Below are 25,250 nucleotides of genomic sequence, written 5' to 3'. Positions count from 1 at the left end.
TGCCGGACGCCGTGCGCCGCCGAATGCAGAACGCCGGATGCGGCGCTCAGCGCCGCACGACCTTGCGCCGCTGCGCGCTGATGCCCGCGTAGTCGGGCAGCGCGTCGACGCGTTTGCCGACCGCTTTCGCGTACAGCGGCATCAGGTCGGGCAGGCGGTTCAGCAGATCCTGGCGCCGCGTGGCGCCGTACGGGTGCAGGTAGATGAAGCCCGTCGCCTTGTCCGCGCGCGTCGCGGCCGCGAGCTTGTCCCACAGCGTGATCGCCGCGCGCGGATCGAAGCCCGCGCGTGCGGCGATGTCGCCGCCGATCACGTCGGCTTCGGTTTCGTCGGTCGGGTCGTAGCGCAGCGTCTGCAGGCGTGCGCCGAGGTTCAGGGCCTGCGGCAGCGGGTCGCCGACGCCGAACAGCGGCGGCAGCGTGGCCGCGCGCAGCGAGGTTTGCGACGTCGTGCTGAAATTGCTGCGCGCGTGCTCGCGCAGCGCATGCGCGATGCCATGCGCGAGCAGCACGCCGAATTCGTCGTCGTTCAGGCGCACGCGGTCGAGCATCCCGCCGTACACGAGGACCTTGCCGCCCGGCAGGCAGGTGATGCGGATGTCGCGCGAGCGGATCGCATTGACCTCCCACGCCCAGTTCTTCACGCGATCGTTCCACTTCACCGAATACGGCGCGAGCTTCGCGACGATCGCGCGCAGGCGCTTCACGCGCGGCTGGTTCTCGGGCAGCAGGCGGCTGCTGTCGGCGGCTGCCTGCACGATTTGCGCGTATTCGGTCGCGGTGAGCTGTTCGAGCAGCGTTGACGGGATCAGCGTGCGGAACGCGATCGCGTTGCCGTAGCGGACTTGCTGCGGTGTCGGCGTATAGGCTTTCGTGGACGCGGCCGCACCGGTCGGCTGCGCGGCTTCGGCCGCGGACGGCGTAGCGGGTGCCGCCGGCGTGGACGGCGAAGCGGGCGCGGTGGCCGGTGCGGAGCCTGCCGAGGTCGCGTTTGCGTCGGCCGCATGCGCGCTTCCGGTCGCGAGTGCCGCGATGCCGACGCTCAGCGACGCGGCGATGCGTGCCAGGCCATGCAGTCGATCACTGCGCACGGCGGGCCTCGCCGTTGCGTGCGACGCCGTTCCACGGCGCGATCTTGAACAGCAGCAGCATGCCGGGGATCGCGAGTGCGGTGCACGCGATGAAGTAGTCGAACCAGCCGATCTTCGCGACGATGAAGCCGCTTGCGGCCGACGCGAGCGTGCGTGGCACCGACGCGAGGCTCGTGAACAACGCGAATTGCGTGGCCGTGTAGCGCGGGTCGGTCGTGCTCGCGATATAGGCGACGAACGCGGCCATCGTCAGGCCCGTCGTGAAGGTTTCGAAGCCATAGACGATCGCGAGCGCGACCGTCATCGGGCTGAATTGCGGCGTGACGGCGATGCCGAACACCGATAGCCCGGCCGCGATCGCGTGGCTCGTCGAGACCGTGAAGTCGTACAGCATCGCGAGCACCGGCGAGCCGGGGCCGAGTTGCGCGAGCCATGCGAAGCCGAGCGTCGACACCATCTGCAGCGCGCCGAAGATCCACAGCCCGCGGCCGATCCCGATCTTCACGAGCCACACGCCGCCGACGATGCCGCCGGCGACGCTCGCGACGAGCGCGGTGGTTTTCGCGACGATGCCGATCTCGGTGCGCGTGAAGCCGATGTCGAGGAAGAACGACGTCGACAGCGTGGTCGCCATCGTGTCGCCGATCTTGAACAGGAAGATGAACGCGATGACGAGCAGCGCACCGGCCCAGCCATCGCGCTGGATGAATTCGCGGAACGGCAGCACGATCGCGTCGCGCAGGTTGCGCGGCGGCGCGCCGACCACTTCGGGCTCGCGCACCACCAGCGTCATCAGGATGCCCGGCAGCATGAATGCGCCGGTGAGCGCGAACACGACGTCCCACGGCATGTGATCGGACAGGATCAGCGCCAGGGAACCCGGGATCAGCGCGGCGAGCTTGTACGCGTTCACGTGCACCGCGTTGCCGAGGCCCTGCTCGGTGTCGCGCAGCAGTTCGCGGCGATACGCGTCGATCACGATGTCGGAGCTCGCGCCGAAGAACGCGACGAGCGTCGTGAGCGCGGCGACCGTCCAGATCGAGTCGCGCGGCGACACGAAGCCGAGCGCGGCGATCGCACCGGCGACCAGCACCTGCGTGAACAGCATCCAGCCGCGCCGGCGGCCCGGCCGCCAGCCGGGCAGGCGCGGGATGTAGCGGTCCATCAGCGGCGCCCACAGGAACTTCCACGTATACGGGAACTGAATCAGCGCGAACAGGCCGATTTCCTTCAGGTTCACGCCCTCGGAGCGCAGCCATGCCTGCACGAGGTAGACGAGCGTGAAGAGCGGCAGGCCGGACGTGAAGCCCAGGAACACGCAGATCAGCATGTGCGTGTTCAGATAGGCGCGCCAGCCGGGGTGATCCTCGTGAGCGGTGAGTGCGGGCGCCTCGTGTGGCGTTTTCGACATGGACAGGAACTGGGTAGCGTTGACTGATTGCGGCGGCAGCGCAGGCGGCGCGGACCGCGCAGGGGGCGGTCGCACGCATGTGCGGGCCGGATCTCCCGTCAACGGCCCCCTGGCTCAGCTGCGCTTGACGCGGTAGACAGCAAGACTACCACGCCAGTTCGCTCCCCATCGAATCGGCTGGCCTTCGTGCAGCACGATGCGGTCGAGGATCGTGACGCCGACTTCCGGCGCGAGCGCCTCGAAATCCTTGATCGTCAGCACCCGCACGTTCGGCGTGTTGTGCCACTGGTAGGGCAGCGACTTCGACACCGGCATCCGGCCGCGCAGCACCGACAGCCGGTGCGCCCAGTAGCCGAAGTTCGGGAACGACACGATGCACTCGCGCCCGACGCGCGCGGTTTCGCGCAGGATCGCGGCCGTCTGGTGGATCGTCTGCAGCGTTTGCGACAGGATCGCGAAATCGAAGCTGTGATCCTCGAACAGGCGCAGGCCGTCCTCGAGGTTCTGCTGGATCACGTTGATCCCGTTCTTCGCGCTCGCGAGCACGCCCGCATCGTTCAGTTCGATCCCGTAGCCGGATACGTCCAGTTCTTCCGACAGCAGCGACAGCAGCGAGCCGTCGCCGCAGCCGAGGTCGAGCACGGTCGCACGCGGTTCGACCCAGCGGGCGATCGCACGGAAGTCCGCACGGGCGGACAGGGAGTTCAGCGCTTGCTGGTTCATGCACCCACCTCGATGGCGATTCGTTCGTAATACGCGCGGAGCAGGTTGTGATAGCGCGCGTCGTCGAGCAGGAACGCGTCGTGGCCGTGCGGCGCGTCGATTTCCGCGTAGGTGACCGTGCGCTTGTTGTCGAGCAGCGCTTTCACGATCTCGCGCGAACGCGCCGGCGCGAAGCGCCAGTCGGTCGAGAAGCTCGCGATCAGGTATTTCGCCTGCGTGTGGGCGAGCGCGGCGGTCAGGTTGCCGTCGAACGCCTTGGCCGGGTCGAAGTAGTCGAGCGCGCGCGTGATCAGCAGGTACGTGTTCGCGTCGAAGTAGTCGGCGAACTTGTCGCCCTGGTAGCGCAGGTACGACTCGACCTCGAACTCGACGTCGAAGCTGAAGTTGTACGCGTCGAGCGCGCCGTCCGCGCGGCGCAGCGCACGGCCGAATTTCTCAGCCATGTCGTCGTCGGACAGGTACGTGATGTGGCCGATCATCCGCGCGACGCGCAGGCCGCGCTTCGGCTTCACGTCGTGTGCGTAGTAGTCGCCGCCATGGAAGTCGGGATCGGACAGGATCGCCGAGCGCGCGACCTCGTTGAACGCGATGTTCTGCGCGGACAGCTTCGGCGTCGATGCGATGTCGATACAGTGCGCGACGCGTTCCGGATACATCAGGCTCCACGCGAGCGCCTGCATCCCGCCGAGACTGCCGCCCATCACGGCGGCGAAGCGCTCGATGCCGAACGCGTCGGCGACGCGCGCCTGCGCATGCACCCAGTCCTCGACGGTAACCACCGGGAAGCGCGCGCCGTACGGCTTGCCGGACGACGGATCGACGCTCATCGGGCCGGTCGAGCCGAAGCACGAGCCGAGGTTGTTCACGCCGATCACGAAGAAGCGGTTGGTGTCGAGCGGCTTGCCGGGGCCGACCATGTTGTCCCACCAGCCGGTGCTGCGCGGATCGTCCGCATAGACGCCGGCGACGTGGTGCGACGCGTTGAGCGCGTGGCAGACGAGCACCGCGTTCGAGCGCGCGGCGTTGAGCTCGCCGTACGTCTCGACGACGAGCTGATAGTTGCCGATCACGCTGCCGCTTTGCAAGCGCAGCGGTTCGGCGAAGTGCATGGTCTGTGGAGCGACGATGCCGATCGATTCCATTCGTTCCGCCTTATGACTGGGCGGCTAAATGGTGTCGGCGATGCGCGGAGGCGAAGGTGCGCGGCTGACGACCTCTTTAGCCGCATTTGTAGTGAACCGCCGGGACAAAGATACACATCCATGCCCGGCCGGTTCGCGCGCCCGCAATCGAGTCAGCAAATCGGCGCGCTTCCGACCTGCCGCCAAGGAGGCGGCAGTCGGCAAAGTATAGCGGAATTCCGCGGGGTGCGGATTTCGCACCCCGCGGGCCGCCGGCGGGGTTACCAGCGGTATTTCGCCGAGAGTTGCCCCTTCACCACCGAATAGTCGGACAGATTTCCTTCCACGCCGAGGCTTGCCGACACCGAGAATTGCCGGCTCACCTGTCCGGTCGCCCCGATGCGCACGGCGGCGCGGTCGCGCGGCACGGCGAACGAGAAGGCATTGCGATCGAGCGTCAGCGAGCGCGAACCGGGGCCGTGCCACCAGTTCGCCTCGATGAACGGCCGAAGCTCGCGTCCGGCAGACATCGCAGTGACGCCGTGCACGCGCACGCCGACGCGGGTCAGCACGTCGGTGGCGCCCTGGCCGTCGATCCGGCCGCCGGGCGCGGCATGCGCATCCGCGCGGTAGTCCGACACGACGAGTTGCACTTCGGGCTCGACGAAGAAACGCGTGTCGCCGCGCTCGTAGAACGGCAGCGAATAGCCCGTTTCGACCGAGCCCGTGACGGTGCGCGACCGGTACGAGTCGGCCGCGAGGCTGCCGCCGACGCTGTTCGCATAGGCGCCGTACATGAACCACGTATCGACGTAGGGGCCGGTCAGGATGTCGCGGTTGCCGTACCAGGTGCCGTACAGCCCGACGTTGTAGCCAGCCACGCTGCCGCGCGAGGTGGCGTTCGTGATGCGGCGCTCGAGCGGGTTCCACAGCGGGCGCGTCGACCAGTTCGTCTGGCTGCCGTACATGCCCATCGCACCGACGCGCACGCTGCCGCCGCGACCGTCGCCGAAGCGGAACAGGTCGGCGCCCGCGTGAATCAGGCGGCCGTTGCCCGACACGCTGCGGTTGCCGCCCGACATCGACGTCATCTGGCCCTCGGCGCGCAGCCAGACCGCGCCGTCGAGCGGGCCTGCCGCGCTGGTGCGCAGCGAGCGATCGTCGCGCTGATGCAGCGTATGGATCGCCATCATCGATGCGGCATCGGCGTTTGCCATGTACGCGTCGGGTTCCGGTGCGGCGGCGCGTGGGGGCGGTGGCGGCGGCGTGACTTCCGGTTCGATCGGCGGTTCGGGTTTCGCCGCGGAGACGAGATACCAGTCGTCAGGCTGTCCGCCTTGCCCGCCGCGCGCCAGCATGTAGTCGTAGCCGCCGGCGGACAACGTGCCGAAGCGTTGCCGGAAGCCGTCCGAGGCCGCGTCGAGCTTGAATGCCGCTGCATCCGTCGTGCCGCCGTTGCGGGTCTGGACGATCGGGATGCCGACGGTCGTTGGCGCGCCGTCGCCGCCGGTGCGCTTGACGATGATGCCGGTGTCGCCCGATGCGCGTCCGCCGTCGATCACGAGGCGGTCCGTGGGCGATGCATCGTCCTGCAGCGTCGTATGGAGGACGAGCCTGCCGTTGCGGGCCGCATAGTCGCCCGTGACGACGAGCGTGCGCGGCGTGAGTGGCACGTCGGCAGCCGGCGTGTCGAATGCGATCGTCGAATCGTTCAGCGAGACGGAACCGACCGTCGAGTCGCCGGTGACGGTCCATTGGCTGTTCGTGTCCAGCGACAGCGAGCGGACCACGTCGGTCGCGCCGGTCCACGTGGAGGCATTGGCGAGCGTGACGTCCGTCACGGCATCCGTCGGGCTGCCGTCGTCGGTCGGCTGGTTGACGATGTCGCCGACGGCATGGGAGCGGGCGTCGAGCGTCAGGCTGACCGGCTCGCCCGACTCGGCATGCACGGACAGCAGCTTGCCGTTGCCGCCGATGGCGCGCGTGCCGTTCTTCAGCACGATGGTCGCGTCCGACGCGTCGATCGCGCCGTGGCGTTCGCTGATCAGCAAGCCGTCGTCGATCGTCAGCGTGCCGCCGTAGACGGCCGCTGCATGAGCGCCGTCGCCGGTTGCGCGCGCGCTGGTCCGCACGAGATCGATCGTGCCGCCGGCGCTCGAATAAAGCGCGACGGCTTCCTTGCCGTGGGTTTCGACGCTGGTATCGACGAGCGACGCGACGGAGTCCGTACCGGCCGACATCACGCCGCGCGCGCTCTCGCCGCTCGTCGTGATGCCGCCGCGCGTCATCGAGAACTTGCCGCCGAGGCGGGCGATCGCGCCGATCGCGCGCGCGCCGGTGGTGGTCACGAACGTATCGGTGGCATCGACGACCGGCGTATCGGTGTATTCCTTCGATGCATAAAGCCCGTGCGCGCTTTTGCCGTGCGTGATAACGCGCGTGCGCGCGAGCTCGACGCTGCCCTCGCGCGTGTCCACGCCGAGCGCGTAGTCGCCGGCGGTTTCCAGGTACGAGTCGCTGAATGCAACGGTGGACGAGCTCGGCAGATACAGCACCGACGCATAGTCGCCGTCCGTGCGGATATCGGTGCGGGTCAGTGTCGCCCGGACGCCGCCGTAACTGATGGACAGGCCGGTGCCGAACAGGCCGCTGGTACGGATCAGCGTGTCGGACACGTCGATGGTGCCGCCCGGCGCCAGGATCGCCGTGATGCCGCTCGCTTCCTTGCCGCGCGTCACGATCACGCTGTCGGACAGCGTGAGGTGCGCATTGTTGCCGTCGACGGACGCGCCATGCGAATAGTCGCCGTCGGTATCGATGGACACGCGCTCCGCGGATGCGCTACCGCCGTTACGCAGGTCGATGCCGGTGCTGGAACTGCCGCGGGTCCGGATTTCGGTATCGCGAAGGACAACACGCGACTTGCTGCCCCACGCGGCGGCACCCGCCGAACTGTTGCCGGTCGAAAAGATGCGGGTCCGGCTGCGGGTCGTCAGCGTGCCGCCGTTGATCGCGGAAAGCACGTCTTGGCCGGGCTTGTGCGTCGAATATTCACCCGGCGCAACTTCGAGTTCGATGCCGTCGGCTTGCTGCGCGCCACCGCCCGTGACTTGTGCAGTCGATGGCGACGACATCGCCGCACCGGCGAGCAGGGCCGAATGTGCGACGTACAGGCGCACGCGTGCTCGGGACGAGAGGAAATAACTGCGGTTCACCAGATCACCTTTATTGTCTTGAACAGGTGAAAAGTAGTTTTGTTTAGCAGGTTTGGATATTGGACGAGTTCGAATTTTCGGAACAGACCAACGGGCGGCATGGAGAACACGTGACGCGCGACGGTGCTTCGGAACCGACTGCCTGGATGAGGTACTGCGTTGACCCATGGCGAGTCATCCGGCGCGAGCGTTGTCGGCCTGGTTGGTTACGGAATCCTGAAAGAGGCGAGATGCAGCCACGACGGGTAGAACGACAATGCCGTCGGCATGCGGATCGATGGCGCGCTGGTTCGCCGAGGATGCCGGGGAAGGGGCGCGCGCCCCCGCGCCCCTGTGACGATCCGGCGCACGGGACGCGCGCCGGTTCTCGGACTTTACTGATACATGATCGAGTACATCACCGAGGTGTTCACCGTGCCTTGGCCTGCAGGGCCGCCCGTCGCGACGTACTGAGCGTAATACGGCAGCTCTGCAGCACCGTTCGACAGTGCGACCGCCTTCGAATTTTCATCGGCCTTGCCTACGCCGATGTTGCTCGTGTCGCCGTTGAGCAGGCCGACTTCGACATTCTTCGCGGTGCCCGTTGCGTTGAACAACTGGCCGGTGGTCGAGTTGACCGTGGTGCCCGGTTCGAAGTGCGTGTAGACGTTGCCGGTTGCCGGCGAGCAGTTCGTCAGGCCGATCTTGAACGGCGTGCGGCCGGCCGTCGAGCCGCCGGTGGCGAGCGACGACGTCGACACCTTCGGCAGTGCGACGGTGAAGTCCTTGCCGCCCGTGCCGTTGCCGTTGATCGTGCAGGTCTGCGTACCGATCTGGCCGTTGATGGTGATCGTGCCGTCGGTGGCGTGTGCCACGGTGGGCAGGGTTGCTGCGGCAACGACGGCGAGTGCTGCGATGCTGGAGAGTGCGAGCTTCATATCAAATCCTCTGGTACTGGTTGAGAAAAAAATGGACTTCGTCATCAGGTCGCTCACCTGCCATGACAGGTCGTACGAACAACATCCGACTGGGTCCGAAAGCCAACCTTCCGATGCATCTATAAGGATTGCAAAATGGAAGGTCGTTCGACCATCGATCGGGCGATGGTCGTCAGTGAGTATCGGTCGCTCTGCGCTACCCGGCGACCGGTACTACCGAATTACTGTGCCATTCGGCGTGCTGCGACTACTGGTAACTCATCGTGAACGTAGCGACGCCCTTCACCGTTCCGCTGGACACCTTGCCGGTCGCGATATATTGCGCGGTCAGCGGAATGTTGCTGAGCGTTGCGGACGGGCCGACATACCATTGATTCGTGTTGCCGATGGCGGCCGAATCCGGACCGTAGCCGACGGGCTGTCCATTTCTCAAAATGCGCAGTTTCACGCCTTGCGCCGACGAATCCGGCGTGAGCGTCAGTTGATTTCCCGTATTGCCCTGGTTCGTCAAATCAGTCAGCGTCACGTAGACGTTCGATCCGGACTTGCAATTCAGTCCGATGTTGAAGCCGGTATCACCCGCGGTCATGCCCACTGTACCGAGCTTGCTCGCGGCCACCGGCGGCAATGGGAACTTGATATCCGGCGTGGTGACGGTGCAGGTCTTCGGCATGATGATCAGCTTTCCTTTGCCGGCTTCATTCCAATAGATCTGGTACTTGTATCCGTACGTGGGACGAGCCCGGTTCTTTGCGCCTATCTGCCATATGCCGACGGTACCGTTCGGGATGACCGCGTTGTATATGCGATCGCTGGCCTTGATCAGTTCGACCTTGATTTGGTATCGGCCTTCAATCGGTTTCGTCGTCGTATGAGGCGGTGCCCAATCCTGCGTTGCGCCGTTGTAGACCATCATGACCTCTCCGGTCTCGAGATTGGTGAAGCGCAGCCCCAGGGATTCCGGCGCGGGCAAGCTGGTCAACACATACGAAACGCCGGGAATGCCGGTGGGCCGCTGATTGTTCATGAAGTAAAACGAATATCCATACGGCGAAGTCGTATTCGCGTCGCATCGATATGGCAGCGTCAGGATCTTTGTCGCCAAAACCGTGCCGTCAGGTATGTCGCGCGGGACAAGGACGGTGCCGAAAGAGAAGCTGCGCTGATAATCGGCACCCGTTTCGTCGTTATAGCAAGTTGGAATTTGCGCTCGGCTGGCGACTGAATACGCCGAGCCAGCGATACAAAGCGTGGTAATCAGCAGATATTTGAGCATGGTCTTTTCGTTTTGCATTGGGTGACATTTCGCCTGGATGGGCTTTGGGGCGTGCCGGGTTTCCTAGTGCGAACCGTTGCCGGAAGGAAGCTTCGCGCCAACAGCGTCGATCGAATCATCAGCCCCTTCCCGTGCATCGGTTGCTGCGGCGTTATGCGACGCTGCAGCGTTGTCGCATGTCGATTCGACACGCGTGTACACGTCGCTCTTGCTGTGCTTGACAGGCAGTTGGTAACTGAAGGAGCAGACTTCGGTCTTGCGATTGCCCCATTTCGCCGTCAGGGTGCCGGTGTCGTCCAGGCCGCGGGCGAACAACTTGCCGCCCTGTCCGGCCAACCCGATGGTCTTGCCGTCTGCGTCGATGACGGTGCTGCCGAACGGCACCGGTGAGCCATCAGGCTGACGCATCGTCAGCAGTACTGCGCGACCGCTGACCGTCCCGAACTTGAGCTTCACGATCGAATTCGCACGCGGCGCGACCTGCTGGCTGGTCGTCAGCATTTCGACGTCGGTCGGGATGCCCTTCGGGTCCAGTTCGACGGTGTTCATCTTGTACGGCGTCAGATACGGGAGCACCGCGTAGCCGCGCCCGTCGATCCGCACGTCCGTGCCGTTCGTGACTTGCGCGCCGACAGCGTCTTTCGCCTCGACGATCGCGGCGGTGTCGCCGAGATCGTTGGCGAGCGTGATGCCGCCCGCGTGACCGACGAGTGCGCCCGATACGCCGGCGGACACGCTCGAGTAGCCGCTGCCGCCGGTCGCGCTGCCGGAGAACGTCGCGAACGTGCTGCGATACTGCGCATTGCCGCCGCCGGACGTCGCGCCGCCGCCGGAATTGACGTTGACGCCGTACGAGAACGCGTTGGACTTTCCGACGGTGCCGGTCAGCGACGTCTGGGCGGTCGTGCCGCCCTGGCTGTTGCGTGCGACGCTCGCGCTCAGCGTCGGGGCATACGAGCGTCGGCCGAGCGGAACCGTTACGTTCGCGTACACCTGGTTGCTCAGTTGGCCGGTGGCGCCGTCGCGTTGCCGCGAGACCGACAGGTTGTAGCTCAGGTTGAGGCCGGCGACGCGCAGGCTGTTGTTGTAGCCGAGCTGGAACTGCGTCGTCGTGCCCGGGTGATTCCAGTAGTTGACCGTCGAGCCCACCGCGAACAGGCTGCCGCGCTTTTCGCCGAGCGTCTGATTGAGCGTCAGCTGGACCTGGTTGCGTTGCCGGTAGACGCTGTTTGTATCGTTGCCCCCGGCCGCGAGTTCGCGGGCATACATTGCGTCGCGCATGGTCCAGTAGCCGCGCGACGAGTAGCGATACGCGGCGACCGCGACGTTCGTGCCGGTCGCCTCGACGGACTTGCTGTAGCTGACGCGAACGCTTTGCCCGGTCGTTGCGGAGGCGCCCGGAATACGCGCGCTCGCATGCGTGACGTCGGCGGCGAACGCGCCGAGCGACGTATTGAGTGCCGCACCGACCAGCCCGGCCAGGTAGTTCTCCGCGACGATCGCGCCGACGTAGCCCGTTATCAGGTTGCTGATGCCGCGCTGATAAGTGGCTTGCGCGAAATTCGGATGGCGTTCGAGCTGCGGCTCGCGCAACTGCCCGAGCGCGACGCCGAACCGCGAGATGCCCGGACGCAGTGATTGCACGACGGCCGCATACGGCACCGTGAAGCTGTGCGTCTTGCCGTCGGCTTCGGTCACCGTGACGAGCAGGTTGCCGCCGTAGCCGGTTGCGTACAGGTCGTTGATCTCGAACGGCCCCGGCGCGACGTTGGTTTCGTACAGCACCGCGCCGTTCTGCGAAACCGAGACGTGCGCGTTGCTCGTTGCGACGCCGCGGACCACGGGTGCGTAGCCGCGCATCGAATCGGGCAGCATCCGGTCGTCGGTCTCGAGTGTGACGCCGCGCATGCCCACGCTGTCGAACAGCGTGCCGTCGGTGTAGGTCTCGCCGATCTTCAACTGGCTGCGCCAAGCCGGCAGGTCGCGTTGAACGTAGGTGTTGAGGCTTTGGTAGCGGCTGTCGCCCCGCGTTTGCGCGGTGTAGGTGCCGTTGTGCCGGAAATGCCAGTTCGCGACGTTGACGCCGGCATTCAATCCGACGTATCCCTGCGTGCTTTCGTATCCCGACGACGTATTGCGGAACACGTTGGCGTTGTACTTGAGCGTCGCGCTCGTCACGCCGCTGTCCCACAGTTCCGGACTCACGTAGCCGCGCGGATTGCGCAGCAGCGCGGCCTGCGGAATGCTCACGTTCAGCCGCAGCTCCGACATGTCGAATTCGGTCGTCGCGCCGGCCACCAGTTTGTCGACGCTCGTGCATTCGCCGGCCTGCACGCGCACCAGCTCGGCACGCGCGGCGTCGGTCAGCGCCTGATCGTCGAGGTTGAGGCGGCTCACGAGCGTGCGATCGAAGCACGGCGTCGCGTCGGTCGCGCCTGCCGCTGCATCGAAGCGCACCGTCGAGCGGCCGGTCCACGTTTCGTTGACGTAAAGGTCGACCAGGTAGTCGCCGGCAGGCACCGGATTGCCTTTGGCGAAGCGATCGAGGTCGAGCCGCTGGCCGCGCGGTTTCATCATCAACGTGTCGTTGAACTGAACCTGCGCGACGTCGAAGCGCTCCGCCGGGGCGGCCGTCGTGTCGGCAGCCTGCGCACCGGCCGTCCAGCCGCCGAGCGTCGCCATGACGAGCAGATAGCTCGGCTTCAGCGCAAAGCGTGCGGTAGCTTCCAACGGTTGAATTTGATGATTCGCTCGCATGAATTCGATAAATTGATGCCGCATCGTCATATTGCGAGCGACGGTCTGCCGGCGCCGGCGCGATTACGCGCCGTCGATCAGCGACGGATTGAGTCAGGAATGCCTGGGTGGCGTCAGTGCGCTTTCTTCGGCGCGTAGCTGCCTTCGATGCCCGCGCCGTAGTCGTTGAGGAACGTGTAATCGACCTCGATCGGTGCGCCCGGCATCGATTGCACGTTGCCGACGTCGAACTGCTCGGTCGCGCCAGGCTTGACCATGCCGCCCTTGTCGTCAGTCCAGGTCGTGCTGCCGGACTTGACGGTGAGCTTGGTGAACGTCACGTGGTAAGGCGTGGGGTTCTTCGCCTGCAGCGCATAGCCGCCACCGGCTTTCGGTGCGAAATTCCAGGTCACCTTTTCCGCGGATTCGTCGGCGACGCCTTGCAGCGCGGCTGGGCGGAAGAACAGCTTGATGCGCGAGCGGAACGCGAGTTGCAGCAGGTTCGGCGTATTGGCGTCGTCCGCGGCCTGCGGCGGGACGTCGAGCACGTTGAGCCAGTACAGCGTTTCCTTGTCCTGTGCGAGCGGTTCCTGCGTGTAGATCAGCCGCAGGCTCTGGCCTTTCTTCGGATCCAGACGGAACAACGGCGGTGTCAGCATGAACGGCACTTTGGATTCGTCGGGCAGCGCGTTCGCGTTGCCGTCGTCGATCCAGGCTTGCACGAGCGACGGACGATCGCCTTCGTTGGTCAGCTTGACCGTGACCTCACGCTCCTTTTCCGGATACACCACGCGCGTTCCACCGATCACGACGCTGGCGTCTGCCGTTGCCGCGCCGAACAGCGACACGGCCAGCGCCGCGGTGCCCACGCTCAGACTCAAGTTCGTTGGCATTCTCATCGCCGATTTCTCCTTGTAGATAAACAGACTCGCTGGTGATTGGGAGGGCGACCCGCGCGCCGCCGCTGAATCGCGGGCGCGGGCCGCCGGTCGCGAAGCCGGATTACTGGTACGAGACCGAGTACATGACCGACGTGCCGACCTTGCCGGCCGTCGCGGCGCCGCCGGTCGCGACGTATTGCGCGAAATAGTTGAGCTCTGCCGCGCCGCCCGCGATCGGCACGGTCTGCGAGTTCTGCTGCGCTTGCGCCGCGCCGAGCTTGATGTTCGAGCCGTCCTTGTTCAGCAGGCCGACCTCGACGTTCTTCGCGTCACCCGTCGCGTTGAACAGCTGGCCCGTTTGCGAGTTGACCGTCGTGCCCGGCTCGAAGTACACCGATGCGTTGCCCGAATTCGGCGAGCAGTTCGACAGGTTGATGCGGAACGGCTTGCGTCCGGCCGTCGAACCCGGCACGGAGAGCGCCGACGTCGACACGGTGGGCAGCGTGACGGTGAAATCCTTGCCGCCGCCGTCGCCCGAGATGTTGCAGGTTTGGGCGGTGATTTCGCCGGTGATCGTGATCGTGCCGTCAGCTGCCTGAGCCGACGAGGCAGCGGCGAGGAGACCTGCTGTCGCCATCAGAATGGAAAGTGCTTTTTTGGACATTTACGTACCTGTTAGTAAGAGCCTCGCGTCGAAAGACGACGCACGGACGTTTCCATTGCGCTGTCGCGCGTCGCTGCTACGGGGCGGCAGCAGCTGCGGGAAACAGGTGATATTGTTCCGAAGTAAGTGATTCGAAAGAATGGGACGATGTCCAAGTTGTTTGGATTTCCCGTAGGTCGAGTACTAAATATCTTTTAAGAATCGTCAGAGGCCCGTCACTCGTACGCCGCATACCCGTGCCGGGACGGCGACGTGCGGGCGTTCCGCGAGGATTGAGAGGCCATTTGACGGATGAGCGCGCGTCGATGACCCGTTCATTCCGGCGGGTGGCTAATTAGGATCGCGAATTAATGAGGGCATGCGAGAAACTCGAACCCCGGATCGAATCAGGCCGTCATGACCGTGGGCTTGGGCTTGGGCTTGGGCTTGGGCTTGGGCTTGGGAGCGGGACGGACGAGGCCATGCCGTGTTGTCGCGGCGGGCGCGGAATCGGTGCCTGCGCATCGACGAGGTCGTCACGCGAATGCGACGCTCGACGGCGCGCTTGCGCGCCCGCCGCCGTCTCACGCGTTACTGCAAGATCAACCGCAAATGCGCATCGGCCTGCTCGGCGGGCGGCTTCTGGAATCCGCCCTTCGCGAAGCGGTGCCACCGGCCGATCACGTAGCTGACGAGCAGGCTCGCGCGCGCGGCGGGATCGTAGTCGGGCGGCAGTTCGAACGGTGCCGCGCCGTCGGGTGCATCCGCTTCCGTGCGCGCGACCCGCAGGCATTGCTTGACGGTCGCTTCGATCCGGTCGAGCAGTTGATTCACGCGCTCGGTGAGCCGCTCGTCCTCGCCGACCAGCGCCTCGCCGGTCAGCACGCGCGTCATGCCCGGATTCTTCGCGGCGAAATTGAGCATCGTCAGCGCGATCGTACGCGCCTGAAGCACGCCGTTCGGCTCCTTCGCGACGATCTGGTTGACGAGGCCGAACAGCGCCTGCTCGATGAATTCGATCAGCCCTTCGTACATCTTCGCCTTGCTGGCGAAATGCCGGTACAACGCGGCTTCCGACACGTCGAGCCGGGCCGCGAGCGCGGCGGTCGTGATTTTCTCGGGCTTGGGCGCCTCGAGCATCGCGGCGAGCGTCTGCAGGATCATCACGCGCCGCTCGCCCGGCTTCGGGCGCGGGCGGGACGGTGTGGCCTGGTTTTCCGTTACGGCTTGGTCCTGCGGGTAAGTCGGCTGCATTTCTGTCGCCCCGATCGTGTGCCCAGTCGCAGCGATTTTAACGAACGAATGCGCTGGTCGACATAATGCGGACGGCCGACGTTGGGCAAATGGCCCGGCAGATGGCCGGTGATCCACACGGTGCCGATGCCGAGGCGCTTGTAGCGCTTCAGGTGGCCGCGCGTATCTTCCACGAGGATCGCGTCGGCGAGCCGCGCATGCGCGGCGCGCAGCGTCCGGCGCAGCATGGTGTGGTCGGGCTTCGCGCGCCACGCGTGGCGGTCGCGCATGTGTTCGATCGCGATCACGCGCTCGAACAGCCGCTCGATGCGCAGCTCGCGCAGCACCGCGCGCGCATAGTTCTCGGGCGCGTTGGTCAGTACGAACTTGCGGCCGGGCAGCGACGCAACGACGCGTGCCAGGCCGCGCTCGGCGCGCAGCATCGCGGGCAGGTCGGGAAACGTGTGGACGACCCGCAGGAAATCGTGCGGATCGATCGGATGGTGGCGCGTGAGGCCGAGGAGCGCCGCGCCGTAGCGCTGCGTGTAGCCGGTGCGCAGCCGGTCGGCTTCGGCACGCTCGACGTGGAGCGCGTCGATGATGTACTGCGTCATCGCGCGGTTGATCTCCGGAAAGATCGCGTGCGATGCGTGGTGCAGCGTGTTGTCGAGATCGAACAGCCAGACGGGTGCGCCGGCGCGCGGCCGGCTGCGGGAGATGCGCCGGCGTCGCAGCGACGCCGGCAGGTCGGGGCCGGAGGGCGGCCGGCGCGCGCTCAATGCGAGCGGATCATCGTGCCGAACGGCTGCTCGGTCAGGATTTCCAGCAGCACCGAGTGCTCGATCCGGCCGTCGACGATGTGCACCGACTTCACGCCGCTCTTCGCGGCGTCGAGCGCCGACGAAATCTTCGGCAGCATGCCGCCCGAGATCGTGCCGTCCTCGAACAGCGCATCGATCTCGCGCGCGGACAGATCGGTCAGCAGGTTGCCGTCCTTGTCCATCACGCCGGGGATGTTGGTCATCATCAGCAGCTTCTCGGCGTTCAGCACGGTTGCGAGCTTGCCGGCGACGAGGTCCGCGTTGATGTTGTACGAGAGGCCGTCCTCGCCGAAGCCGATCGGCGAGATCACCGGGATGAACGCGTCGTCCTGCAGCGCCTTCACGACCGCCGGGTTGATCGCCTCGACTTCGCCGACCTGGCCGATATCGATGTACTGGCCCGGGTTGTCGCGATCCGGCATCAGCAGCTTGCGTGCGTGGATCAGGCCGCCATCCTTGCCGGTCAGGCCCACCGCATGGCCGCCGAAGTGGTTGATCAGCATCACGATGTCCTGCTGCACTTCGCCGCCCAGCACCCACTCGACGACTTCCATCGTCTCTTCGTCGGTCACGCGCATGCCCTGGATGAAGGTGCCGGCCTTGCCGATCTTCTTCAGGGCATGGTCGATCTGCGGACCGCCGCCGTGGACGATCACAGGATTGATGCCGACCAGTTTCAGCAGGATCACGTCGCGCGCGAAGCCCTGCTTGAGCCGTTCTTCCGTCATCGCGTTGCCGCCGTATTTGATCACCACGGTCTTGCCGTGGTAGCGGCGGATGTACGGCAGCGCTTCGGCGAGGATTTCTGCTTTCAGCGTGGGGGCGATCTGCGAGAGGTCGATGGGCTCGGACATGGCGGCGGCTCTGGCTGGGAACGGTTGAAACAGGGCGAATTGTACAGGAGTGGCGCAGCGCAGCATCGGGTTTTTGGGCTGGCTGGAAGGTGGGTGGCACAGGGCGGGCGCTGCGCGCGGCGGCCCGCCGGCTATGGCGCCGGGCCGTGCGGCGCCGATCCGGGTCGCAGTGCGGGCGGGTGCGCGCAGCGCGCGTTCCGGTGCGATGGCGGGCAGCATCGGCCGGATGGCCGACGTGCAAAATCCGCGCGCCGCGCTATGCTTGTCGCGTAGGGCGATTTCATGCCCGCTTCCGCGATTGCACCATGACCGATTCCGCCGCCGCCGCTCGTTCGGCCCCGCACCGCGCGCGCTGCCCGCACTGTGGGCGCGGCTTCGACTGCGGTGCCCGCACGCAGCCGTTCGACTGCTGGTGCGCGTCGATGCCGGTGCCGCCCGGCGATGCGCCGCCCGCGGCCGGCGCGCGCTGCCGATGCCCGGAATGCCTCGCCGACGAGATCGCGCAGCGCATGGCCGGCGCGCCCGGCTGACCGTGGGCGGACGGATCCCCGTGCCGCGGCGCGAGGCGCCGATGCATCGCGGTCCGTGCATCCAACGTCTTCGATCCGGCCCCGCTAGAGGCGTCGGGCGCTAAACGGGTAAACTGGCCGGATGCAACGAATCACCACCACCGGGCGCGTCAATCTCAGCCACCTGTTCTGGCTGCGCAACCTTGCGATCATCGGCCAGCTCGCGACGATCGGCGTCGTGCAGACCTATTTCGGCGTGCATCTGCCGTTGCCGGCGATGCTGATGGTCATCGTGCTCGAAATCGTTTTCAATGCGCTGACCTGGGTGCGGGTGCTGCGCGCGCGGCCCGAGACCAATTTCGAGCTGCTCGGCCAGCTGTGGGTCGACCTCGGTGCGCTGTCGGCGCTGCTGTTCCTGTCGGGCGGCACGACCAATCCGTTCGTGTCGCTGTACCTGCCGTCGCTCGCGATCGCGGCGGCCGTGCTGCCGTGGCACCTGATGATCTGGCTCGCGGCGTTCGCCGTCGCGTGCTATGCGGCGCTCGGCTTCGATTCGGTGCCGCTCAACATGGATAACCCGGCGAACCTGTTCGACTACTACCGCACCGGGATGTGGGTGAACTTCATGGTCAGCGTCGGGTTGACCGCGTGGTTCGTCGCGCGCATGTCGAACGCGCTGCGCCAGCGCGATGCGGCGCTCGGCGAAGCGCAGGCGCATCTGCTGCGCGACGAGCGGGCGGTTGCGCTCGGCGTGCAGGCCGCCACCGTCGCGCACGAGATGGGCACGCCGCTGTCGACGATCGCGATGCTCGCCGAGGAATTGCGCGACGCGGCGCGTGCCGATCCGGGGCTCGCGCGCTATGAGGCCGACCTGAAGGTGCTCGAAGAGCAGATGACGCTTTGCACATCGGCGCTTGCGCGCCTGCGCAGCCGTGCGAGCGCGCCCGCGAGCCGCCAGCCGGTGGGCGACTGGCTCGACACGTTCGTCGAGCACTGGCGCCTGCGGCATCCGCACGTGCAGTTCGAACTGCTCGGCGCACGCCCGTCGGGCGTCGCGCTCGACGACACGGTCGCGGCCGGCCAGATCCTCACGATCCTGCTCGACAACGCCGCGCGGGCCAGCCCGCACCGCGTGACGCTGGCCGCGCGGCTCTCGTACAACGACCGGTCGGCCGAACAGATCGAATTCGAAGTATGCGACGACGGGCCCGGCATTCCGGCCGCGCTGCGCGAATCGCTCGGCGCGATGCCGGTGGACAGCACGCAGGGCGGGCACGGGGTCGGCCTGTACCTGGCATTCAGCGCGGCCGTGCGCCTGGGCGGCGAGATCGAGCTGTCCGATGTCGCGCCGCGCGGGGCAAGCGCCGCCGTGCGCGCCGGCAGCGCGGCGAATGGCCATGCTGCTGCTGCATCGGGCCAGCGCGCGGCCGAGCGCACGGCTGCCACGCCGGACAGCCGTCCGGCCGGCACCCCCGGCCGCGGCACGCGCGCGGTGCTGCGCCTGCCGGTGACGCACATCGCGGCGCCGGCCGCCTCAACCAACACGTAGACGGAGAAACCACATGAGCGAGAACAATTTCCTGGTGATCGACGACAACGAGGTGTTCGCGGGTACGCTCGCGCGCGGCCTCGAGCGCCGCGGCTACGCGGTCCAGCAGGCGCACGACAAGGAGGCGGCGCTGCGGCTCGCCGCCGGCGGCAAGTTCCAGTTCATCACCGTCGACCTGCATCTCGGCGAGGATTCGGGCCTGAGCCTGATCGCGCCGCTGTGCGACCTGCAGCCCGACGCGCGGATTCTCGTGCTGACGGGCTACGCGAGCATCGCGACCGCCGTGCAGGCCGTGAAGGAAGGCGCCGACAACTATCTCGCGAAGCCGGCGAACATCGAGTCGATCCTGGCCGCGCTGCAGACCAACGCGAGCGAAGTGCAGGCCGACGAGGCGCTCGAGAACCCGGTCGTGCTGTCGGTCGACCGGCTCGAATGGGAGCACATCCAGCGCGTGCTGGCGGAGAACAACAACAACATCTCGGCAACCGCGCGCGCGCTGAACATGCACCGCCGCACGCTGCAGCGCAAGCTCGCGAAGAAGCCGGTCCGGCAGTAAGCCGGGCGCGTTATCCGCGCGGGCCTGGGGCCGGAGACACGCGCGCGACGATCTCGCGTTTCAGCAGGCGCGCGATCGGGTATTGAAGACGGCCGAGCGGCATCGCGCAGCCATGAAAAAACGGGCGACCCCCGAAGGGGCCGCCCGTTTCGCATTCGACGCCGCGCGCGTTACAGCACGTAGCGCGACAGGTCTTCGTCCTGCGACACCTGGCCGAGCGCCTGGTCGACATACTTCGCGTCGATCGTCACGCGCTCGCCGGCGTGGTTGCCGGCCGAGAACGACACTTCCTCGAGCAGTTTCTCGATCACCGTGTACAGCCGGCGCGCACCGATGTTCTCGGTCTTCTCGTTGACCGCGTACGCGATCTCGGCCAGGCGGCGGATGCCGTCGGCGGCGAACTCGAGTTGCACGTCTTCGGTCGCGAGCAGCGCCTGATACTGCTTGACCAGGCTCGCATCGGTCGCGACGAGAATCGCCTCGAAGTCGTTCACCGACAGCGAGTCGAGCTCGACGCGGATCGGGAAGCGCCCCTGCAGTTCCGGAATCAGGTCGCTCGGCTTCGCGAGGTGGAACGCGCCGCTCGCGATGAACAGGATGTGATCGGTCTTCACCATCCCGTACTTCGTGTTGACCGTCGTGCCTTCGACGAGCGGCAGCAGATCGCGCTGCACGCCCTGGCGCGACACTTCGCCGCCGCTGCCTTCGTTGTTGCGCGACGTGATCTTGTCGATCTCGTCGAGGAACACGATGCCGTTCTGCTCGACGTTCTGCACGGCCTTCGTCTTCACTTCCTCGTCGTTGAGCATCTTCGCCGCTTCCTCGTCGGTCAGCAGCTTCAGCGCTTCCTTGATCTTCACCTTACGGCGCTGCTTCTTGCCGCTGCCGAGGTTCGAGAACATCGAGCGGATCTGCTCGGTCATCTCTTCCATCCCGGGCGGCGCCATGATGTCCATGCCGGCCGACGGCTGCTCGAGGTCGAGTTCGACTTCCTTGTCGTCGAGCTGGCCTTCGCGCAGGCGCTTGCGGAACGTCTGGCGCGTCGCGTTGTTGTCGTCGTTCGCGTGATCGGCGTTGCCGCCGAAGCCCACCGCGCGCGGCTGCGGCAGCAGGATGTCGAGGATGCGGTCTTCCGCCTGGTCGGTCGCCTTGCTGCGCACCTTGCGCATCTCGGATTCGCGCGTCTGCTTGACCGAGATCTCGATCAGGTCGCGCACGATGCTGTCGACGTCGCGGCCGACGTAGCCGACTTCGGTGAACTTGGTCGCTTCGATCTTGATGAACGGCGCATCGGCGAGCTTCGCGAGGCGGCGCGCGATTTCGGTCTTGCCGACACCCGTCGGCCCGATCATCAGGATGTTCTTCGGCGTGATTTCCTGACGCAGCGGGTCGGCGACCTGCTGGCGGCGCCAGCGGTTGCGCAGCGCGACCGCGACGGCCTTCTTCGCCTTGGCCTGGCCGATGATGTGCTTGTCGAGTTCCGAGACGATCTCGGCAGGGGTCATGGTGCTCATGGTGCGGTCCTTACTCGATCGTTTCGATGATGCGGTTGTGGTTCGTGTAGATGCACATGTCGCCGGCGATCCCGAGCGACTTTTCGACGATCTCGCGCGGCGACAGCTCGGTGTTCTCCGCGAGCGCGCGGGCCGCGGCCTGCGCGTAGGCGCCGCCCGAACCGATCGCGCAGATGCCGCCTTCCGGATCGAGCACGTCGCCGTTGCCGGTGATCACCAGCGTGGTGGTGGCATCGGCCGTGATCAGCATCGCCTCGAGGCGGCGCAGCATCCGGTCGGTACGCCAGTCCTTCGCGAGCTCGACGGCCGCGCGGGTCAGGTTGCCCTGGTGCTTCTCGAGCTTCGCCTCGAAGCGATCGAGCAGCGAGAACGCATCGGCGGTGCCGCCCGCGAATCCGACCAGTACCTGGTTGTTGTAGATCCGCCGCACTTTCCGCGCGCCACCCTTCATGACGATGTTGCCGAGAGTTACCTGGCCGTCGCCGCCGAGCGCGACCTTGTCGCCGCGCCGGACCGAAACGATGGTCGTGCCGTGAAATTGCTCCATCTGCGTTCCTTGAGAAAAACGGGGAAGAGTCGGGCGGCGCGAGGCGCCGCCGCATGAATCGCAGTGCGCCGGGAAGCGGCCCGGCGCGCGTCCGTTTCATTTTAGGGCGGGCGCCGGGATATCAAGAGGAGGATGCAAATCGGCCGGCGCGCGTCGTCGCCGGCGGCCGGGCACCGGGATCGGCGCCGGAAAAACAAAAAGCGCGCGGCAGGCCGCGCGCTTTCGGGAAGCAGCGTGTTTGAGCGGAACGCCGCTCGATCAGTCGCCGAACAGCTTCTGGCGCAGCTCGCGGCGCTCTTGCGCTTCGAGCGACAGCGTGGCCGTCGGACGCGCGAGCAGGCGCGGAATGCCGATCGGTTCGCCGGTTTCCTCGCACCAGCCGTAGTCGCCGGAATCGATGCGGGCGAGCGATTGCTGAACCTTCTTGAGGAGTTTGCGTTCGCGATCGCGCGTACGCAGCTCGAGCGCGTGCTCTTCCTCGATCGTCGCGCGATCGGCAGGATCGGGCACGATCACCGTCTCGCGCAGGTTCTCGGTCGTCTGGCCTGCATTCTTGAGGATGTCCGCCTGCAACTGTTCGAGCCGATTTTTGAAGAAGGCGAGCTGATCCTCATTCATGTAATCCTTGTCGCTCATCTTCAGGATTTCGGCTTCGGTCAAGAGTTTCTTCGTCATCTGCTTGCTTCTTCAATGTGCGGCAAATCCGGAGATAGTGCCTGCACTTTGGGATTACCCGCAACTGCGCTTGCAATCATTTGCGATTTGCCGCCGCGGGGCCGAAAGCCTCTGGAAAACCGGTTCTCAAATACCAGGATAGGCCTGGCGCGGATTTGCGCGCGGCGAACCGGTGTGCTGCGCGGCAGATCGCTTCGGCCGCGGCCGGTGATGGATGGGCGATCCGGCGCGGTTGCGATGCCCGGGTAATGGTTCTGCAAGAACCGGGCCTGTTATTGCCGTACTCCAGCGGGCACGTATTGTAACTGAATCGCAAGCGGGCGCCGTATCGGGTCGATCCCCGTCGGCTGCGCCAATATCTAGAAAATATAACGCGCAAATCGCGAAAAAGCGATGACGGCGAAACCCTTCCCGGAAAAGGCGCCGCGCGACGGCCCCGGCGGCTCGCCGAGGCGGCCGCGCGGGCGGCTCGCGGGGCTTGCCCGAGTGCTCAGGCGAGGCAGGCGTCGAGGCCGTCGGTGATCAGGTCCTGCGGCAGGTCGACGCCGATGAACACCATCTTGTTGGTCTTCTTCTCGACCGGCAGCCACTTGGCGGCGAGATCGCTGCCCATCATCTGGTGCACGCCCTGGAACACGACCTTGCGATCGACGCCCTTCATGTACAGCACGCCCTTGTAGCGCAACATCCGTTCCCCGTAGATCTGCAGGATGCCGCCGAGGAAGTCTTCCAGCTTGTTCGGGTCGAACGGGCGGTCGTTGCGGTACACGAACGATTTGATCTTGTCGTCGTGGTGCGCGTGATGATGGTGGTGACCGTGGTCGTGATCGTGCGCGCATTGACCGTGATCGTGGTCGCAATGCGCGTGATCATGGTCGTGATCGTGGTGATGGTGCGCGTGATCGTCCTCGGCGAGGAAGTCCGGGTCGATCTCGAGCTTCGCGTTCAGGTTGAAGCCGCGCAGGTCGAAGATTTCCTTGATGTCCGCTTCGCCGAAATTCACGACCTTGATCGTCGCCTTCGGGTTCATGTGCATCAGGCGGTGCTTGAGCGCCGCGACGGCCTGGTCGTCGACGAGGTCCGACTTCGTGATGAACAGGCGATCGGCGAAGCCGACCTGGCGCTGCACCACTTCGTGTTCGTCGAGCTGCGCGTTCGCGTGCTTCGCGTCGACCAGCGTGATGACGGCGTCGAGCAGGAAGTCGTCGGCGATCTCGCTGTCGATGAAGAAGGTCTGCGCGACGGGGCCCGGGTTCGCGAGGCCGGTCGTTTCGATCACGATGCGGTCGAAATCGAGCTTGCCTTCGCGCTTCTTCGCGGCCAGATCGCCGAGCGCGCGGGCGAGGTCGCCGCGGATCGTGCAGCAGATGCAGCCGTTGCTCATCTGGATGATCTGCTCGTTCGAGTCCTGCACGAGGATCTCGTTGTCGATGTTCTCTTCGCCGAACTCGTTCTCGATCACGGCGATCTTCATGCCGTGCTGTTCGTTCAGGATGCGCTTGAGCAGCGTCGTCTTGCCGCTGCCGAGGAAGCCGGTGAGGATGGTGACGGGAGTGGCCATGTCGGTCGCCTGTGGTTCGTGAATCGGGGTCAAAACCAGGATGTGTGCGTCGCGCCGTCGACTCGCGAGCCGGGGCGCACAACCATCCATTGAAACATACCTGTCAAGCCCGTGCCCGTCGTCCGGACGACAGGGGCAAGCGCGTCCGCCAGCGGGAACGGCCGGCGGACGCGGGTGTGCGCGTAGATCGGGGCGATCAGACGATTTGCAACAGCAGGCCCTTCAGATATTCGCCTTCCGGGAACGCGGCGAGCAACGGGTGATCGACGCCCGCGCCGAGCCGCTTCAGGATGCGCGCATCGACCTTCGCGTCGGCGGCCGCGCCCGCGACGATCTTCTGGAACAGATCCATGTCGATCGCGCCCGAGCACGAATACGTGAACAGCAGGCCGCCCGGACGCAGCAGCTTGAAGCCGCTCAGGTTGATGTCCTTGTAGGCGCGCGCCGCGCGGTCGACGCTGTCGCGGGTCGGCGCGAACTTCGGCGGATCGAGCACGATCAGGTCGAAACGCTCGCCTTCGTCGACGAGGCGGCGCAGCGTCTTGAACGCATCGGCGTCGAGCCAGGTCGCGCGTTCGGCGTCGAAGCCGTTCGCCACGACGTTCTGCTGCGCGAGCGCGAGCGCGTCGCCCGACGAGTCGATCGACACGACGCGCGTCGCGCCGCCCTTGAGCGCGGCGAGCGAGAAGCCGCCCGTGTAGCAGAAGCAGTTCAGCACGTCGCGGCCGGCCGCGTACTGCGCGACGAGCGCGCGGTTGTCGCGCTGGTCGACGTAGAAGCCCGTCTTGTGGCCGTTGGGCACGTCGACGTGATACCGCACCCCGTTTTCGTTCGAGATCAGCGTCGCGGGCGGCGCGTCGCCGGCGAGCACGCCGGTCGTCTGTTCGAGCCCTTCCTTGTCGCGGATCGATACGTCCGAGCGTTCGTACACGTTCGGACAGCCGGTCGCGCTGCTCAGTGCCGCGACGATCGCGTCCTTCCAGGCTTCCACGCCGGCGGCCATGAACTGGCACACGAGCTGGCCGCGCGGCGCGGCGCCCGGTTCGGCCGTGTCCGCGATGTAGTAGTCGACGATCAGCCCCGGCAGCCCGTCGGCCTCGCCGAACACGAGCCGCACGGCGCCCGTGCCTGACACCATCGTCGTGCGGTGCGCGACCGCACGCTGCACGCGGCGCTTGAAGAACGCGTGGTCGATCGGTTCGTTCTCGTCGAAGCTCCATACGCGCACGCGGATCTGCGACTGCGGGCTGTACGCGCCGCGCGCGAGGAAGCGGCCGTCGTGCGCGCGCACGATCACGGTCGCGCCAGGCGCGGGCTTGCCGTCGACGCGATCGATCGCATTGGCGTAGATCCACGGATGCCGGCGCAGCAGCGATTTTTCCTTGGACGGTTTGAGTGTGACGGTTTGCATGATCGGA

21 protein-coding genes are annotated in these 25,250 nt (G+C 66.1%); 3 read left to right on the top strand and 18 right to left on the bottom strand.

Going from position 1 to position 25,250, the window contains the following annotated elements:
• Positions 1-46: 46 nt before the first annotated feature.
• The 13 genes from DCN14_RS31265 to argB all read right to left on the bottom strand — a co-directional run bounded on the left by DCN14_RS31265 (position 47) and on the right by argB (position 16,921).
• Positions 47-1,090, bottom strand: coding sequence for a M48 family metallopeptidase (locus DCN14_RS31265; RefSeq protein WP_096508400.1), 1,044 nt, complete (start codon positions 1,088-1,090; stop codon positions 47-49).
• Positions 1,080-2,501: an AmpG family muropeptide MFS transporter gene (locus DCN14_RS31260; protein ID WP_096508399.1), complete on the bottom strand. Its 1,422-nt coding sequence runs from the start codon at positions 2,499-2,501 to the stop codon at positions 1,080-1,082. The genes DCN14_RS31265 and DCN14_RS31260 overlap by 11 nt, the downstream gene beginning before the upstream one ends.
• A gap of 114 nt (positions 2,502-2,615) precedes the next feature.
• Complete coding sequence (gene metW / locus DCN14_RS31255) at positions 2,616-3,224, bottom strand: methionine biosynthesis protein MetW (RefSeq protein ID WP_044847830.1); 609 nt, start codon at positions 3,222-3,224, stop codon at positions 2,616-2,618.
• Positions 3,221-4,366: a homoserine O-acetyltransferase gene (locus DCN14_RS31250; RefSeq protein WP_096508398.1), complete on the bottom strand. Its 1,146-nt coding sequence runs from the start codon at positions 4,364-4,366 to the stop codon at positions 3,221-3,223. Before DCN14_RS31250 ends, metW begins: the two co-directional genes overlap by 4 nt.
• Before the next feature lie 260 nt (positions 4,367-4,626).
• The gene (locus tag DCN14_RS31240; RefSeq protein WP_240327366.1) at positions 4,627-7,560 is read right to left on the bottom strand and encodes an autotransporter outer membrane beta-barrel domain-containing protein; all 2,934 of its coding nucleotides are present in this window, start codon (positions 7,558-7,560) and stop codon (positions 4,627-4,629) included.
• A 374-nt stretch (positions 7,561-7,934) separates the two neighbouring features.
• Positions 7,935-8,477 (bottom strand): fimbrial protein, encoded by a 543-nt coding sequence (locus tag DCN14_RS31235; protein ID WP_096508397.1) that lies wholly within the window; start codon positions 8,475-8,477, stop codon positions 7,935-7,937.
• A 247-nt stretch (positions 8,478-8,724) separates the two neighbouring features.
• Positions 8,725-9,753, bottom strand: coding sequence for a fimbrial protein (locus tag DCN14_RS31230; RefSeq protein WP_162826260.1), 1,029 nt, complete (start codon positions 9,751-9,753; stop codon positions 8,725-8,727).
• A gap of 63 nt (positions 9,754-9,816) precedes the next feature.
• Complete coding sequence (locus tag DCN14_RS31225) at positions 9,817-12,483, bottom strand: fimbria/pilus outer membrane usher protein (protein ID WP_240327365.1); 2,667 nt, start codon at positions 12,481-12,483, stop codon at positions 9,817-9,819.
• A gap of 140 nt (positions 12,484-12,623) precedes the next feature.
• On the bottom strand, positions 12,624-13,388 hold the full coding sequence (locus DCN14_RS31220) for a fimbria/pilus periplasmic chaperone (RefSeq protein WP_096508395.1): 765 nt from the start codon (positions 13,386-13,388) through the stop codon (positions 12,624-12,626).
• Positions 13,389-13,491: 103 nt separating this feature from the next.
• A complete protein-coding gene (locus DCN14_RS31215) occupies positions 13,492-14,034 on the bottom strand; it encodes a fimbrial protein (protein ID WP_096508394.1) in 543 nt (180 codons plus the stop codon).
• A gap of 570 nt (positions 14,035-14,604) precedes the next feature.
• Positions 14,605-15,267 carry a nucleoid occlusion factor SlmA gene (gene slmA, locus DCN14_RS31210; protein ID WP_096508393.1) on the bottom strand — a complete coding sequence of 221 codons (663 nt, stop codon included), beginning with the start codon at positions 15,265-15,267 and terminating at the stop codon, positions 14,605-14,607.
• Positions 15,234-16,025: a pyrimidine 5'-nucleotidase gene (locus DCN14_RS31205; RefSeq protein WP_096508392.1), complete on the bottom strand. Its 792-nt coding sequence runs from the start codon at positions 16,023-16,025 to the stop codon at positions 15,234-15,236. Before DCN14_RS31205 ends, slmA begins: the two co-directional genes overlap by 34 nt.
• Complete coding sequence (argB, locus tag DCN14_RS31200) at positions 16,022-16,921, bottom strand: acetylglutamate kinase (protein WP_006490510.1); 900 nt, start codon at positions 16,919-16,921, stop codon at positions 16,022-16,024. Before argB ends, DCN14_RS31205 begins: the two co-directional genes overlap by 4 nt.
• Before the next feature lie 305 nt (positions 16,922-17,226).
• Here argB and DCN14_RS31190 point away from each other — a divergent pair, with 305 nt between their 5' ends.
• From DCN14_RS31190 to DCN14_RS31180, 3 genes are all read left to right on the top strand, one after another.
• On the top strand, positions 17,227-17,451 hold the full coding sequence (locus tag DCN14_RS31190; protein ID WP_096508391.1) for a cysteine-rich CWC family protein: 225 nt from the start codon (positions 17,227-17,229) through the stop codon (positions 17,449-17,451).
• 121 nt (positions 17,452-17,572) lie between these two features.
• Positions 17,573-18,979 carry an ATP-binding protein gene (locus DCN14_RS31185; RefSeq protein ID WP_096508390.1) on the top strand — a complete coding sequence of 469 codons (1,407 nt, stop codon included), beginning with the start codon at positions 17,573-17,575 and terminating at the stop codon, positions 18,977-18,979.
• A gap of 13 nt (positions 18,980-18,992) precedes the next feature.
• Positions 18,993-19,535: a response regulator transcription factor gene (locus DCN14_RS31180; RefSeq protein WP_011658200.1), complete on the top strand. Its 543-nt coding sequence runs from the start codon at positions 18,993-18,995 to the stop codon at positions 19,533-19,535.
• Between the two features lie 170 nt (positions 19,536-19,705).
• Here the strand turns inward: DCN14_RS31180 and hslU are convergent, their stop codons facing one another.
• The 5 genes from hslU to DCN14_RS31150 all read right to left on the bottom strand — a co-directional run bounded on the left by hslU (position 19,706) and on the right by DCN14_RS31150 (position 25,243).
• Positions 19,706-21,049 (bottom strand): ATP-dependent protease ATPase subunit HslU, encoded by a 1,344-nt coding sequence (hslU, locus tag DCN14_RS31175; RefSeq protein WP_096508389.1) that lies wholly within the window; start codon positions 21,047-21,049, stop codon positions 19,706-19,708.
• Positions 21,050-21,059: 10 nt separating this feature from the next.
• Complete coding sequence (hslV, locus tag DCN14_RS31170; protein ID WP_006755256.1) at positions 21,060-21,596, bottom strand: ATP-dependent protease subunit HslV; 537 nt, start codon at positions 21,594-21,596, stop codon at positions 21,060-21,062.
• A 258-nt stretch (positions 21,597-21,854) separates the two neighbouring features.
• Positions 21,855-22,271: an RNA polymerase-binding protein DksA gene (gene dksA / locus DCN14_RS31165; protein WP_006477498.1), complete on the bottom strand. Its 417-nt coding sequence runs from the start codon at positions 22,269-22,271 to the stop codon at positions 21,855-21,857.
• Positions 22,272-22,761: 490 nt separating this feature from the next.
• Positions 22,762-23,832: a GTP-binding protein gene (locus DCN14_RS31155; RefSeq protein WP_096508388.1), complete on the bottom strand. Its 1,071-nt coding sequence runs from the start codon at positions 23,830-23,832 to the stop codon at positions 22,762-22,764.
• A gap of 196 nt (positions 23,833-24,028) precedes the next feature.
• Positions 24,029-25,243 (bottom strand): class I SAM-dependent rRNA methyltransferase, encoded by a 1,215-nt coding sequence (locus DCN14_RS31150; RefSeq protein WP_096508387.1) that lies wholly within the window; start codon positions 25,241-25,243, stop codon positions 24,029-24,031.
• Between the last annotated feature and the right edge of the window lie 7 nt (positions 25,244-25,250).

The sequence above is a fragment of the Burkholderia sp. IDO3 genome, from assembly GCF_003366075.1.
GTDB lineage: Bacteria > Pseudomonadota > Gammaproteobacteria > Burkholderiales > Burkholderiaceae > Burkholderia > Burkholderia anthina.
This window is presented reverse-complemented; position numbering and strand designations above follow the sequence as displayed.